Here is a 12,482-nt window from a genome sequence, read left to right as displayed (position 1 = left end):
GTGCGTGTCTCAACCGCAGCACCACGCTCGACAGTGACGGCCTCTGCGCCGACTGCGAGCACCAACCAGCACGAGCCGAGTTGCTCAAACTGCTGGCACCAAGACAACTAACGGGCACAGCCCAAGGAACCACCAAGTGAGTAAGAAGCTAACCAAGATCAAGTTCCATTCGATCGCACGAGACATACGAGACGGACGCAGGAGCGTCGCTGAGATGGCGGAGTTCCACCACGTCTCGACCCAGACCATCCGCACAGTGAAGCGGACGAAGACGTGGCCAGGGTTCGTCCTCGCGAAGCAGCAGCGCACTTCCTTCATCGCCAACGCGAAGGACCGGAAGTTCCACGACGCGCAGAAGGCCGGCCTCAAGCCCGTCTCCCGCTCGCGTGGCGTGAAGACTGCCGTCGTCGACCCCGCTGAAGCACAGCTCGGCGTCGACCTCCAGATGAACGAGAAGTACGTCCCACGATCAGAGTTCGAAGATGCGGTGAGCGATCTCAACGACCGCCTCGACGCCCAGCGGCACATGATCATGGCGAAGAAGAACAAGCGCACCTGGCCTTGGGGTAACCGCTGATGGCGGGGCCCAAGGCGGGCGGCCAGAAAGCCGCTGCGAAGAACCTCGCGAACGATCCGGACTTCTACAAGCGGATCGGCAGCAAAGGCGGACGCAACGGCAACACAGGAGGCTTCGCGGCCAACCGTGAGCTGGCGAGAGTGGCGGGCCGGATCGGTGGAGCGAGGTCGCGACGCCGGAAGAGTACCGCCGCCTAGACGTCACTCGCCACAGAGCAGTGGCGGCACACGAACACCAGGACGTCGAGGGATCGGTCAGCGTTCAGCGCGCGGATGAAGCCAGGCTCCAGCCGGCGCCGTTCACACGCAGTGCAGTAGTACCGATCGAGTCCCTGCGACTCCATGTAGGCAACCACACGGTCACGAAGCGAGTCAGGCCGCTGTATCGCCTGACGCGTCGGTCGTCGGCCCAGACGGGTTGCGACCAGACGCTGCACCTGACGCTCCGAGATCGAGAGCCCCAGCTCCTCCCTGATGAAGCGAGCTGACATGCCCTTCTGGGCGTAGTAGAGGATCTCCTCGATGTCGTAGCGGTCGTGCATAGATAGAACCATTTAAACACAAGGAGGTCGTATGGCCACATACGCATTTCAGGTGAAGATGACAATATATGGAGAAATCGAGCGGGAAATTGGTGACGATGATCCCGAGACATATGCTGCCGAACTTGAGGACGAGATGCCCTCAACGAACGACCTGACCTTCATCCGCAATGATGAGATTGAGATCGACGACTGGGTCGAGAGAAAGATTTAGTCGGAATAGCGTCGAGTCGCCCAACATATCTTCTGCGACGTTCGCACCAGGGGTCGCAGGAGCGACGTTAGCCAGACCACAGAACTGCACCTTGTCAATTAGTTCAAAAGTTGGACAGCAACACGCGTTCGTGGCCTTGTATGCATCGCACAGCAGGATCGGGCGACGCCGTCAACTACGATGGGCCCGACCACTTTTCCACAGGTCGCGACTCGCATCGAGCGGCGGGGCACTAACACGTGTCGTACGCCCGCCGTTTGGTACGGGTCGCGAACCTAGTATGGCTTCTTCCACTCCCAAGGCGTCGCAGTTCCCCTGTACCAGTCCAGCATCTTCGCGCAGACACCGGAGGATGACTTTTCCAAGTGGTATGACAGGTTTGCGAGGCGCTCATCATCCGGTCGTGTACTGAGACCGACCTGGTAAGACGCGAGCTTCACGACCCACTTCTGAAACTTGTCCCCGACCGCCCTGTCCACATAATCACCCTCCGCCTCAATGAGTCGTGAGACGTTCCGGACCTGGGTTATGAAGACCTCGCGATCGAGCGTGACATCGCGCCCGAGATGACCCATTAGAGAGAGTTCCGTAGCACGAGTTGTGAGATCAAAGGCTCGCGCCATCAACTCCCGTCGACGTTCTCTTGCTCGCTCCGCGATCCTCGCGTCCTCTGCGATTCGAGACTCGTGCTCTCTCTTCAGGAAGTCGCGCCGTTGGAGCCGCAGGGCGATCATCACCGAGACCACGACGCTGACGAATGCAGCAACGAGTTCTAGCCAGCTCGTGCGATTAAGTACGTCCTGAATCCAGTCCACGGTCACACAATAGGGCTGACAACCCGCATCAACGACTCCGAAGGAGGTGACATGAACCACAACTACCAACTACAACCACGAGCCGCGCGATGATCGCGCTCCTCCACCGCGTCCTCCACGACATCGGACGCTGCCCACGCCAACGAGCACACCACCCATGCGACGGCGGTGAGCGCTGCGGGTGGGACGCATGAGCGAGCGTCAGCCGCCCATTGACGTCCCGAGCAATGCTGAGCTGCTGGAGTCGATCCTCACCGTCGAGGGATCGTTCGGAGACAGCTACAGCCGATTCCACCCGTACTCCGTGCGCAACATCGGCTTCCTAGCCATACAGGGCTGCCCACCGGAGCCCGTCGCCACCTTCAAGCGGTGGCAGGAGCTTGGCTACCACGTGAAGAAGGGCGAGCGGGCGTACTCGATCCTCCGACCCATCACCATCAAGTTGAAGGGTGACGAGCAGGCTGAGCCAGCTCACGATTCCGAACCTGACAAACCGAAGATGATGCGCCGCTTCAAGGTTGTGCGTGCGCTCTTCCACTATGCACAGGTGGCCGGCGAGGGCGAGCTGCCTCCGTACGTGCCACCGAACTGGGACGAAGCACGAGCCCTCGAGACGCTGGACATCACGGAGGAACCGTTCCGCCTCTACAACGGCAACGTCATGGGCTACGCCTACGACCGCACGATCGCGGTCTCCCCCGTTGCTCCATATCCGTTCAAGACCAAGGTGCACGAACTCGGCCACGTGGTCGCGGGTCACGCCGAGGACGCGTCGGACGACGAGGACGACCGTGAGGCGATGCATCAGGGCATCAATGAGTTCCAGGCAGAGTCCACCGCCTACCTCACGCTGCACCAGCTAGGTGCTGAGAGCCACATGGACGCGAGCGAGAGTCGCGCGTACGTGCAGCACTGGCTACGAGGCGGTGAGCCCAGTGAAGTCGACGTGCGCCAGGTGTTCTCGGCGACCGACCAGATTGTAAGAGCAGGCCAAATCAGTATTGACCACACTGAGTAGAAGTGCGAATATCAAAGTGTGTTTCGACGCACTATTTAGGCGGTGAGCGTCAATACCGTGGCAGACGTTTAGTGCTCGCAACGATAATAGAACAGCCGTCTCGCACCTTTCACAACCAATTCAACGACAGATAATGCACATGGGAAGCGTGAAGGAAGAACGCTAGGCCAAAGTTTAGGCCGATGAGAGCGGTGACCGAGAGGTCCTGCGTGGGGATTTTCCTCTCCAATAGCTCTCCCAACTGCGACGTTCGAATCGTCGCCCCGCGATGCAGTCGTTGATCCATCCGGCTCGTTCATCGTCGCCGCCCGTGTTGAGGGGCGGGGACCGGACGGTCCGGATGGACGTGCGATCTAAGTTCCCCTTGTCGTACGTTCCAGTCTTGGTCGACGGGTACCCACCGATCCGTCGACCTCCTAGTTCCGCGCATACCTCGCAGGTGCGCGGAACTAGGAGGACACAATCATCGAACGAACCACTCCCTCACACCCAAGAGACCCTGCTCTATTCGGGCTGGAGACGCTCTACGCCGTGCAGCCGGCCGAGACACGCGCTGAGCACGTCACCCGCATCCAGGAGCATCACGCTGAACTCGTTGAGCGCGTGGGCTGGGTGAACCTCCTGCGTGAGGACCGGAGCATCGGTCTAGACGAAGCTGAGGCCAGTCCAGATTTCTGGGCCTGGGCTGAGGAGAACGAAGACACGACCGACCAGGCGCTCGACGAGCTGATCCGGTCGCTCGGGCTCCACGCGCACGCTGCACTCGCTCAGCTCTCCCTCGCTGGTCTGACAGATCGCACGCTGCTCCTGCGTAGTCGGAAGCAGGGTGACGGAGCGCTCCATGCGTGAGTCAACCGGATCTGTAGTGAGGAAGTGCAAGGGATGCGGTACGGCGATCACCGTCTACAACGCGATCCAGAATCGCTGTCGAAGCTGCACGATCGCACGAGCGAAACCCATACCCCAGCAGGGGAAGCAGGCTCGGCTCTGGGCGACGTTCCGCGATGAAGTGGCGCGCCCGTACCTCGATAAGAACTTCGGACGCGTCTGCAGCCGGGAAGGCTGCACTGTCACGACCAACCTCGACGTGGACCACATCCAGAAGCGCGGCTCCCACCCGGAGCTGAAGTTCGTGGTGAGCAACCTCCGCTACCTGTGCCGGACCCACCACATCGAGGAGACGGATCAACTGAGGTGGTCAAAGACCGCCTGATCGCTTGTGCGACTGCGTGACCGACCGGTCGCGCTGAACATCCACGATCAGGGAGGCGTCATGACGACCGCGCTCGTACTACCGGCAACCGAAGACCCCTACCTCTGCGACCTCACCAGCGCAGAGCAGATCCACTCACTCGTCGACGGCTGGTTCGAGATCCTCGACCTCATCGAACCCGGAGCGACCCTCTGGATCAACGACGAGGCCGCGCTCAACAACAAGCCCTTCAACCAGCACGCGATGTGGCTGCTCCTGGCCCACTCGCCCAACGTGAGCACCAGCCCGTTCCTCCGCGGCTCGATCGTCCTCACTGGACTCACCCGCACTAACGAGGACGGCCTGAGCGACGTGGATGAGTACTTCGTCGACCTCGTCATCCGAGGCTCGCGGTTCACCGCCGAGGTGTGGCTGAAGGACGCGACCGACTGGAAGGACATGAACATGCCGTTCGACACCTGGAAGTCCGCGTACCAGTCCGTGCTGAGCCTGAAGGAGCGCTGGCCGGAGGTCGAGCGAACCCGAGTACGTCCGCTCCCCTGAACGTGAAGAGCCCCGCAGCCAGCGGGGCTTCTTCTTTGCGACACGCCCGGGATTAAGACATGCCAGGACAAGGTGCGAGATCTTTCGACGACGACCCCTGCATACCACAGCGCACTATAGGGGCCTATAGGGCCTGTTAGCGGCGGAAGGCGAAGTCAAGTTGATTCGTCCTGGCCCGGGGTGCTGCTTGAACGCTCGGTATTGTGATTACAGGGAAGAGGGCAGAAACGAGACGTCCACACAAGTACGGCTCGATGGTCGCTGAGGGAAGGAAACCATGTCCACGAACGAGTTCGACAAAGAGCGCAACAACGAGGCCTGGCGACGAGTGGGGGTGGTCGCGACTATCGGCGGTGCCGTTGTCAATTTGATCCGCATCTTCGTCAGGAATTGAAAGGGCACGTACCCCCCGCGAGCAGTCGGGTCGCTCAAGCGGGAGATACGGGCGTCGGTGGACCGGTCAGGAGCTGGGCTTGTAGCCCTTGCGACGGCCCTTGAGGCCATCGGCGTTCTCCAGCACGGCGTTGATGTTCGGCGCGAGCTTGTTGAACTCGGCCAGGGTGACGACCATCTCGGTCGTCTGCCCGTTGCGGATCTCCAGCGACACCAGGTTGGCGGCGGGCTTGAGATCCTTGACCTCGATCGGGAGAGCGTCGAACTGCTTCGGCTCATCGAGATCGGGGTGGCTGCGGACGACGATCGTGACGATCTCGTCCTCGGTTGCTTCCGCACCAGTGAGGTCGCTGACGCGAATTTGGCGGAATCCCATTGGGATCACACTCCTTCTAGTTGGTGACCTGCACGGGATGTGTCGGCCTGCGCATTAGTAAGAAGCATGGGGAGTAGAACGTAAACCGCAGAAATTACAACAGACTTAACTACCCCCGTTTGAGATACTAGAAGTACATGCAAGACCAGTTTGACCTCAGCACCTTTATCGACGATTCCACCCGCGCAAGCGGAGTCCCGTTTAAGGTCGAGGATCAAGCAGTGATCACCTCTGCCGCGACCATGGTGGCGTCGCGGCGCACCGAAATCGTCTCTTAGCTGCCTGACGTCGCGGAACATCCGAGCGGCACCCACCCCACGACGACCCTTTTCGGGCGTCTCCGACCCACTCAGGGCGTGGTGTGCTTTGCTACTTCTTACGTCTTCGAGGAACAGCACTCCGCGGGTGGCGCGGGCGACCGCGCCGGGACGGATGCGGCCGCTGCCGCCGCCGACGATCGCCGCGGACGAAGCGGAGTGGTGCGGACTCTCGAAAGGCGGCCGGCGCACCAGAGCGCCACCGGTCGGCGCTCCGACGAGCGAGCGCATGCAGGTCGCCTCCAGCGCCGCCTCGTCATCGAGGTCGGGGAGGATGCCCGGCAGGCGCGAGGCGAGCATCGTCTTCCCGGCACCGGGAGGCCCGAGCAGGAACACATGGTGCCCGCCCACCGCCGCGACAGCTAACAGATCGGCGACGCCACTCCCCTTAAGTGGGCTCAAGTAGACGAGAGCTTCCATCCGCCGTCCTCGGTGCGATCGACGATGCCTTCAACGAGGAGGGAGCCCAGGATCGCAATGGTTTCTCCGATCGAGAGGCCAATCTCACGCGCGACGTCGATGGCTTGGTGAGCGCAGGGGCTCAGTAGGGCATCGAGAACCCTGCTCTGAGCGGCGGAGCGCTCCGAAGGTTCGACTTTCGGCTCGCCGATTCCGAGCAGTTCGAGCACGTCCGGCGGCGACGTGACACAGGTCGCCGCGTACTCGCGGAGGAGCCGGTGGCAGCCGGCGGAGGAGGCGCTGGTGACCGGGCCCGGGACCGCACCGAGGGGGCGCCCCAGGGCGGCGGCGTGGCCTGCGGTGTTGAGGGAGCCGGAGCGGGCGCCGGCCTCGACGACGACGGTGGCGGACGTCGAAGCGGCGATGAGGCGGTTGCGCTGCAGGAAGCGCCAGCGGGTGGGCGTGGTGCCGGGCGGGACCTCCGTCGCGACGGCGCAACCGGGGGTGGCGATGATGCGGTGGAGGAGGTCGGCGTGAGCCGTCGGGTAGAGGCGGTCCGCTCCCCCGGCGAGGAAGGCGACCGTCCGGCCTCCGGAGCCGAGGGCGGCGCGGTGGGCGACCGCGTCGATCCCGAAGGCACCGCCCGAGACGACGGAGACGCCTCGCGCCGCGACGCCCGCGGCGAGCTCGGCGGCCACGTGCTCGCCGTAACCGGTCGCAGCGCGGGCGCCGACGAGGGCGAGGCGGTGCGGCGGATCGAAGGCGGCGGGATCACCGCGCAGCCAGAGCAGGAGGGGCGCGTGCGGCCCGAGGTCGTCGAGCGACTCGGGCCACACGGGAGCCCCGGGCAGGAGCAGCCGGGCGCCCAGGCGCTCGGCGATCTCGAGACGGCGGAACAGGAGCCTGCGGTCCAGGCGCGGTCGCCAGCGCGCCAGCCCCGACTGGAGGGCGGCGACCTCGGAGTCGAGGGGCGCGAGCGCCGCGCCTCCTTCGTCGGAGGGAGCGCGATGCGGGGGCGCGAGGATCTCCTCCGCGGACGACGAGGACACGACGTGGGCGAAGGCCTCGGCCGCGCCGGCCCTCGCGATGAGGAGGGCGGCGACGGAGTCGCCGGGCTCGGTCAGAGAGTTCCAGCCGCACCGGGCAGCAGCGTCGACGAGTGCGCTCCGAGCGCAGCCGGACTCACCCGAAGGCTCGCCGTCGGCAGCCGAGTCCGGATCGGCTGCGCCGCTCGGCAGCAGTCGGCGAACAGCATCGAGCTCCGCGGCGTCGAAGAGCGCGTCGGGCCGGATCACGCGGCACCCCCACGGAGGACGAGCGCGCGCGCGAGGTGGGCTGCTGACGGCCGGTCGGCTGCGTCGAGGTCCGCGAGCGTCCAGGCCAGGCGCAGGACCCGGTCGTAGCCGCGCATGGTCACCAGACCTCGCTCCAGAGCCCGGTCGAGCGTGCGGGACTCGGCACTGGTCGGGCGCACCGGGTCCGAGCGCAGCCAGGCGCCGGAGACCTCCGAGTTGAGCGTCCACGGAGTGGAGGCGAGGCGAGCCGCTGCCAGGGACCGCGCCGCGGCGACACGGGCGCGGGCCTCAGCCGTCGACATGCCGGACGTGTCTCGACGTGCGGCCAGCTGAGCCGCGCTGATGCGGCGGACCGTCAGGCGGATGTCGACGCGGTCGAGCAGCGGTCCGCTGAGCCGCGCGAGGTAGCGGCGGCGGACCGAGGGAGCACAGGTGCAGGTCTCTCCGGGGATGCCGAAGCGGCCGCACGGGCACGGGTTCGCCGCGAGGACGAGCTGCACCCGCGCGGGGAACTCGGCGACGGCGTTCGCGCGGTGGATGCGGATCACGCCGGATTCGAGCGGCTGGCGCAACGCATCGAGGGCGACGGACGAGAACTCGGGGGCCTCGTCGAGGAACAGCACTCCCCGGGTGGCGCGGGCGACCGCGCCGGGCCGGATGCGGCCGCTGCCCCCGCCGACGATCGCTGCGGACGAGGCGGAGTGGTGCGGACTCTCGAACGGCGGTCTGCGCACCAGCGCGCCACCGGTCGGCGCTCCGACCAGCGAGCGCATGCAGGTGGCCTCCAGCGCTGCGTCGTCATCGAGGTCGGGGAGGATGCCCGGCAAGCGCGAGGCGAGCATCGTCTTCCCGGCGCCGGGAGGCCCGAGCAGGAACACGTGGTGCCCGCCGGCCGCCGCGACGACCATCGCCTCGGCCGCCTCCTCGTTCCCCACCACGTCGGAGAGGTCGAGGCGGGCCTCCGGCTCGGACACCGTCGCAGACGGCGGCGCGGCCTCGGGGAGCACCGGCACTTCCCACTCGGCTCCGTGCCAGACGGCGGCCGCCGCCAGCGAGGAGACCGCGATCACCTCGACGCCGTCGACCAGCTCCGCCTCGAGGCGGTCCTCGACGGGGACCATCACGCGGCGCCTGCCCTCGCGGGCGGCCGCGAGCACCGCGGGCAGCACGCCCGGGACGGAGCGCAGCCGGCCGTCCAGCCCGAGCTCCCCGATATGGACGACCGCGGCGACCGACTCCGCATCGACCTCACGGAGCGACGCGAGCGCGGCCAGCCCGATGGCGAGATCGAAGGCGGAGCCGTGCTTGGGCATCGCGGCCGGCGAGAGGTTCACGGTGATCTTGTACTCGGCGATGGTGCTGCCGGAGTTGATCGCCGCCGAGCGCACCCGCTCCTTCGCCTGCGCGAGCGCGGCGTCGGGCAGGCCGATGATCACCATGCCCGGGGTGCCGTCGGCCGAGTGGGCCTCCACCCCGACCACGGCTCCCGCGAAGCCGACGAGACCGACCGCGGAGGTCCTCCCCAGGCCCATCAAGCCACCGCCCGCAGGTGCCGGATCTGCGACGGGACTCCCCCGGGAGCGACGATGCCGACCGCGTCGATCCGCAGATGCCGGGAGCGCTCGTGGTGCTCGTCGGCCCATGCGTAGGCGAGTCGGCGCAGGCGCTGCGCCTTGGCCCGCGTGATGGCCTCGACCGGCAGTCCGAAGCGCGTCGACGAGCGCGTCTTCACCTCCACCACGACCAGTGCCGACCCGTCGCGGGCCACGATGTCGAGCTCGCCCTCGCGGACCCGCCAGTTGCGGTCGAGGATCTCGAATCCGTTGTCTCTCAGGTGCGCCGCCGCGATCTCCTCGCCGCGCCGCCCCAGTTCGTCCTTGTCCATGCGTCCTCCTGCCGGAAGCGTGCAGGAGCAGAGAGGAGCGTCGGACGGCCGGGAGGGGGATCCGGGGAGAAGACGGCCGAGGAGGTGCGTGGGGAGGGACGTCGGTCCGGGGTCTGGATACGGCGCCGGGACCGCTACGCGACCAGCAGGAGGAATGCGCGCCGCGTGAAGACGAGACCCGCGGAGCCGAGGATCCGAGAGAGCTCCGGAGCGGGGTGGGGCTCCGGGCACCGGATCTCGATGCGCCGTCGGAAGCGGCTACTCGACCAGCAAGGGGTCCGGAGCCTGCCGCGACAGAGGGCTACTCGTCGAGCGCGAGCTCCTTGGGGAGCTCGAACTCCTTGCGGGAGAGCTCCTCGACGTTGACGTCCTTGAAGGTCAGCACGCGCACCGACTTCACGAAGCGGTCGGAGCGGTAGACGTCCCAGACCCACACGTCGCGCATGGTCAGCTCGAAGTAGAAGTCGTGCTCGGTGTCGCGGCGGACCAGGTCGACCTCGTTCGCCAGGTAGAACCGGCGCTCGGTCTCGACGACGTACGAGAACTGCGAGACGACGTCGCGGTACTCCCGGTACAGTGCCAGCTCGACCTCGCGGTCGTAGTCCTCGAATTCGTCCTCATCCATCGTTGGACAATCCTACGCCGAGCCGACGGGCCCGAGCGCCGGGAGCGGCTCCTCGACGCTCTCCCGCGACTTCGACAGCCAGGTCACCCGGTGGAGCGGGGACGGGCCGACCCGCTCGATCCCCGCCCAGTGCGCGGCGCTGCCGTAGCCCTTGTTGCTGTCCCAGGCGTAGTCGGCGAAGTCGTCGTGGTGGCGCACCATCTGACCGTCCCGGCCCACCTTCGCGAGCACGGAGGCGGCGGAGACGGCGGCGCAGTCGCGGTCGGCCTTCACGCGGGTGACGATCGTCAGCTCGGCCGCCCACTCGCCCAGCGCGGGCGTCAGCCAGTCGTGGGCGCCGTCGAGGAGGACGACGGCGGTGGCGAGGTCGACGCCCTGGTCGGCGAGGCGCTCGATGCCCCTCGACGCAGCGCGGCCGAGGCCCGCGATGATCCCGGTCTCGTCGATCTCGTCCGCCGAGGACTCGCCGATCGCCCAGGCCGAGACCCACTTCGCGACTCCCGGCAGGAGCGCCTCGCGGCGGGCGGGAGCGAGCATCTTGGAGTCGCGGAGCCCCTCGGGGAAGCGCCCGCAACGGCTGCCGATCGACACGACACCGACCGACACCGGGCCGGCGATAGCGCCGCGGCCGACCTCGTCGCAGCCGATGACCGTCTCGTAGCCCTGCCGGAAGAGGCGCCGCTCCTGCGTCAGCGTCGGCTCGGCGACGACCACCTAGCCCTGCCCGCTCTGCGCGTCGTCCGAGCCCTCCTCGGAGGCCTCGGTGTCGACTCCGCGGAACACCGACGGGTAGTCGTCGAGCCACGCCCACTGCTGCACGGGCCAGGTCACGAGGATCGCGCGGCCCACGACGTTGTCGATCGGCACGAAGCCGCCGCCCGGCTTGTCGGTGTTGTAGCGGGAGTCGGCGGAGTTGTAGCGGTTGTCGCCCATCACCCAGAGCGAGCCCTCGGGCACGACGACGTCGAAGGGGGTGGCCGAGACGGCCTGCACCCCGTCGGGCAGCTTCACGTAGGGCTCGTCGATCGGGTTGCCGTTGATCTCGACCTGGCCGAGCGGCGTGCAGCAGGTCACGTGGTCGCCGGGCAGGCCGATGACGCGCTTGATGAGGTGGTCGTTGCTGTCGGGAGCGGTGAGGCCGACGAGTGCGAGGGCGGAGTCGACCGCGGCCTGGAACGGCGGCACGGAGGGCTCGGAGCTCGGCGAGAGCCATCCGCCGGGATCGCGGAAGACGACGACGTCGCCGCGCGAGATCTTCACCACTCCGGGTACGAGCTCGTTCACGAGGATCCGGTCGTTCTCGACGAGCGTCTGCTCCATCGAGGAGGAGGGGATGTAGAAGGAGCGGATCAGGAAGGTCTTCACGAGGAAGGAGACGAGCACCGCGACCACGAAGATGATCAGCACGTCGCGGAGGAAGAGCAGGACTCCCCGGCGCTTGCGCGGGCGCTTCTCGGACGGATCCGCCGAGTGGCGGGCGTGGTCCTCGCCTCCGGGGAGGCGGACCGGGGCCGTGCTGTCTGTCATCGCTCACCGTCGCCCCTACTGTGCATCACCGGGTGGACTCCCCGGACGAATCGCCCCCGAGAAAGGGAGGAACCCCGGTCCATCATAGGTGGACCGGGGTTCCCGAGAAGTCGTGCGGATGCCGCTCAGGCGTCGCGCTTCTCCTTGATCTTCGCCTTCTTGCCGCGCAGGTTGCGCAGGTAGTAGAGCTTCGCGCGACGGACGTCACCGCGGGTGACGACCTCGATGTGGTCGATGACCGGCGAGTGCACGGGGAACGTGCGCTCGACGCCGACCTGGAAGCTCACCTTGCGGACGGTGAAGGTCTCGCGGACGCCCTCGTTGGAGCGGCCGATGACGACGCCCTGGAAGACCTGGATGCGCGAGCGGGAGCCCTCGACGATGTTGACGTGGACCTTGACGGTGTCGCCGGCGCGGAAGTCCGGGACATCGCTGCGGAGGGACGCCGCATCGACGGAATCGAGGATGTGCATGCTGTATCGCTCTCCGTGCCCGCCACAGGTCGAACACCGTTTCGTTGATGGAAGTCGGTCGTGCCCACGTCGTCGCGGCTCCCCTGTGGCAGAGCCTGCGCGAGGCACAAGCGCTCATTCTGCCATGCCGCGTCGATCCGAGTCAAAGCAGGCTCGTTAGGAGGGCAGAGTCATGAGGAGGGCAGAGTCGTCAGGAGGGCAGAGTCGTCAGGAGGGCAGAGTCGCCCGGAGGCCAGAGCTGCGCAGAGGGCGGATCCGTCGAGAGGGCCGA

At 66.5% G+C, this 12,482-nt stretch carries 17 protein-coding genes and 1 pseudogene; 7 read left to right on the top strand and 11 right to left on the bottom strand.

Annotated elements, in window-relative coordinates; all coding sequences use genetic code 11:
- The first annotated feature begins 136 nt into the window (after positions 1-136).
- Together C5C50_RS04170 and C5C50_RS17455 are read left to right on the top strand one after the other, a co-directional pair.
- Positions 137-577: a hypothetical protein gene (locus tag C5C50_RS04170; RefSeq protein ID WP_146085850.1), complete on the top strand. Its 441-nt coding sequence runs from the start codon at positions 137-139 to the stop codon at positions 575-577.
- On the top strand, positions 577-774 hold the full coding sequence (locus tag C5C50_RS17455; RefSeq protein WP_104272899.1) for a general stress protein: 198 nt from the start codon (positions 577-579) through the stop codon (positions 772-774). Before C5C50_RS04170 ends, C5C50_RS17455 begins: the two co-directional genes overlap by 1 nt.
- Here the strand turns inward: C5C50_RS17455 and C5C50_RS04160 are convergent.
- Positions 771-1,118 carry a hypothetical protein gene (locus tag C5C50_RS04160; protein WP_104272898.1) on the bottom strand — a complete coding sequence of 116 codons (348 nt, stop codon included), beginning with the start codon at positions 1,116-1,118 and terminating at the stop codon, positions 771-773. The two genes, C5C50_RS17455 and C5C50_RS04160, sit on opposite strands and share 4 nt — an antisense overlap.
- A gap of 31 nt (positions 1,119-1,149) precedes the next feature.
- Here C5C50_RS04160 and C5C50_RS04155 point away from each other — a divergent pair, with 31 nt between their 5' ends.
- On the top strand, positions 1,150-1,332 hold the full coding sequence (locus C5C50_RS04155) for a hypothetical protein (RefSeq protein ID WP_104272897.1): 183 nt from the start codon (positions 1,150-1,152) through the stop codon (positions 1,330-1,332).
- A gap of 275 nt (positions 1,333-1,607) precedes the next feature.
- Here the strand turns inward: C5C50_RS04155 and C5C50_RS16625 are convergent, their stop codons facing one another.
- Positions 1,608-2,147 (bottom strand): hypothetical protein, encoded by a 540-nt coding sequence (locus tag C5C50_RS16625; protein WP_146085849.1) that lies wholly within the window; start codon positions 2,145-2,147, stop codon positions 1,608-1,610.
- 190 nt (positions 2,148-2,337) lie between these two features.
- Between C5C50_RS16625 and C5C50_RS04145 the strand changes: the two genes are divergently transcribed.
- The 4 genes from C5C50_RS04145 to C5C50_RS04130 all read left to right on the top strand — a co-directional run bounded on the left by C5C50_RS04145 (position 2,338) and on the right by C5C50_RS04130 (position 4,921).
- The gene (locus C5C50_RS04145) at positions 2,338-3,165 is read left to right on the top strand and encodes an ArdC family protein (protein WP_146085848.1); all 828 of its coding nucleotides are present in this window, start codon (positions 2,338-2,340) and stop codon (positions 3,163-3,165) included.
- 531 nt (positions 3,166-3,696) lie between these two features.
- On the top strand, positions 3,697-4,014 hold the full coding sequence (locus C5C50_RS04140) for a hypothetical protein (RefSeq protein WP_104272894.1): 318 nt from the start codon (positions 3,697-3,699) through the stop codon (positions 4,012-4,014).
- Positions 4,007-4,378, top strand: a complete 372-nt coding sequence (locus C5C50_RS16620) for a hypothetical protein (protein ID WP_146085847.1) — start codon at positions 4,007-4,009, stop codon at positions 4,376-4,378. Before C5C50_RS04140 ends, C5C50_RS16620 begins: the two co-directional genes overlap by 8 nt.
- A 60-nt stretch (positions 4,379-4,438) precedes the next feature.
- Positions 4,439-4,921, top strand: coding sequence for a DUF3846 domain-containing protein (locus C5C50_RS04130; RefSeq protein WP_146085846.1), 483 nt, complete (start codon positions 4,439-4,441; stop codon positions 4,919-4,921).
- Between the two features lie 460 nt (positions 4,922-5,381).
- On the opposite strand, the gene C5C50_RS04125 is transcribed toward C5C50_RS04130, so the two are convergent.
- The 9 genes and pseudogenes from C5C50_RS04125 to rplS form a co-directional block, all read right to left on the bottom strand.
- Positions 5,382-5,699 carry a hypothetical protein gene (locus tag C5C50_RS04125; protein ID WP_146085845.1) on the bottom strand — a complete coding sequence of 106 codons (318 nt, stop codon included), beginning with the start codon at positions 5,697-5,699 and terminating at the stop codon, positions 5,382-5,384.
- Between the two features lie 371 nt (positions 5,700-6,070).
- A pseudogene (locus tag C5C50_RS17245) lies at positions 6,071-6,379 on the bottom strand (ATP-binding protein); the annotation flags it as partial.
- Between the two features lie 26 nt (positions 6,380-6,405).
- Complete coding sequence (gene dprA, locus C5C50_RS04115; RefSeq protein WP_258067641.1) at positions 6,406-7,701, bottom strand: DNA-processing protein DprA; 1,296 nt, start codon at positions 7,699-7,701, stop codon at positions 6,406-6,408.
- Complete coding sequence (locus C5C50_RS04110; protein ID WP_104272889.1) at positions 7,698-9,233, bottom strand: YifB family Mg chelatase-like AAA ATPase; 1,536 nt, start codon at positions 9,231-9,233, stop codon at positions 7,698-7,700. The genes dprA and C5C50_RS04110 overlap by 4 nt, the downstream gene beginning before the upstream one ends.
- The gene (locus C5C50_RS04105) at positions 9,233-9,586 is read right to left on the bottom strand and encodes a YraN family protein (protein ID WP_104223901.1); all 354 of its coding nucleotides are present in this window, start codon (positions 9,584-9,586) and stop codon (positions 9,233-9,235) included. Before C5C50_RS04105 ends, C5C50_RS04110 begins: the two co-directional genes overlap by 1 nt.
- 301 nt (positions 9,587-9,887) lie before the next feature.
- The gene (locus C5C50_RS04100; RefSeq protein WP_055792576.1) at positions 9,888-10,211 is read right to left on the bottom strand and encodes a DUF2469 domain-containing protein; all 324 of its coding nucleotides are present in this window, start codon (positions 10,209-10,211) and stop codon (positions 9,888-9,890) included.
- A gap of 12 nt (positions 10,212-10,223) precedes the next feature.
- Positions 10,224-10,925, bottom strand: coding sequence for a ribonuclease HII (locus C5C50_RS04095; RefSeq protein ID WP_104226870.1), 702 nt, complete (start codon positions 10,923-10,925; stop codon positions 10,224-10,226).
- The gene (lepB, locus tag C5C50_RS04090; RefSeq protein WP_104226871.1) at positions 10,926-11,738 is read right to left on the bottom strand and encodes a signal peptidase I; all 813 of its coding nucleotides are present in this window, start codon (positions 11,736-11,738) and stop codon (positions 10,926-10,928) included.
- A gap of 125 nt (positions 11,739-11,863) precedes the next feature.
- Positions 11,864-12,211 (bottom strand): 50S ribosomal protein L19, encoded by a 348-nt coding sequence (gene rplS, locus C5C50_RS04085; protein ID WP_104223904.1) that lies wholly within the window; start codon positions 12,209-12,211, stop codon positions 11,864-11,866.
- Between the last annotated feature and the right edge of the window lie 271 nt (positions 12,212-12,482).

This window comes from Rathayibacter sp. AY1D9, from assembly GCF_002932395.1.
GTDB lineage: Bacteria > Actinomycetota > Actinomycetes > Actinomycetales > Microbacteriaceae > Rathayibacter.
The sequence above is the reverse complement of the archived record's forward strand: the minus strand, read 5'-3'. Positions and strand labels throughout refer to the sequence as shown.

Excerpts from the sequence above, each read along its gene's own strand:
- lepB (WP_104226871.1), bottom strand. The coding sequence starts at position 11,738 with ATGACAGACAGCACGGCCCCGGTCCGCCTCCCCGGAGGCGAGGACCAC.
- C5C50_RS04130 (WP_146085846.1), top strand. The coding sequence starts at position 4,439 with ATGACGACCGCGCTCGTACTACCGGCAACCGAAGACCCCTACCTCTGC.
- C5C50_RS17455 (WP_104272899.1), top strand. The coding sequence starts at position 577 with ATGGCGGGGCCCAAGGCGGGCGGCCAGAAAGCCGCTGCGAAGAACCTC.
- C5C50_RS04110 (WP_104272889.1), bottom strand. The coding sequence starts at position 9,233 with ATGGGCCTGGGGAGGACCTCCGCGGTCGGTCTCGTCGGCTTCGCGGGA.
- C5C50_RS04155 (WP_104272897.1), top strand. The coding sequence starts at position 1,150 with ATGGCCACATACGCATTTCAGGTGAAGATGACAATATATGGAGAAATC.
- C5C50_RS04105 (WP_104223901.1), bottom strand. The coding sequence starts at position 9,586 with ATGGACAAGGACGAACTGGGGCGGCGCGGCGAGGAGATCGCGGCGGCG.
- C5C50_RS16620 (WP_146085847.1), top strand. The coding sequence starts at position 4,007 with ATGCGTGAGTCAACCGGATCTGTAGTGAGGAAGTGCAAGGGATGCGGT.
- C5C50_RS04100 (WP_055792576.1), bottom strand. The coding sequence starts at position 10,211 with ATGGATGAGGACGAATTCGAGGACTACGACCGCGAGGTCGAGCTGGCA.
- rplS (WP_104223904.1), bottom strand. The coding sequence starts at position 12,211 with ATGCACATCCTCGATTCCGTCGATGCGGCGTCCCTCCGCAGCGATGTC.
- C5C50_RS04160 (WP_104272898.1), bottom strand. The coding sequence starts at position 1,118 with ATGCACGACCGCTACGACATCGAGGAGATCCTCTACTACGCCCAGAAG.
- C5C50_RS04145 (WP_146085848.1), top strand. The coding sequence starts at position 2,338 with ATGAGCGAGCGTCAGCCGCCCATTGACGTCCCGAGCAATGCTGAGCTG.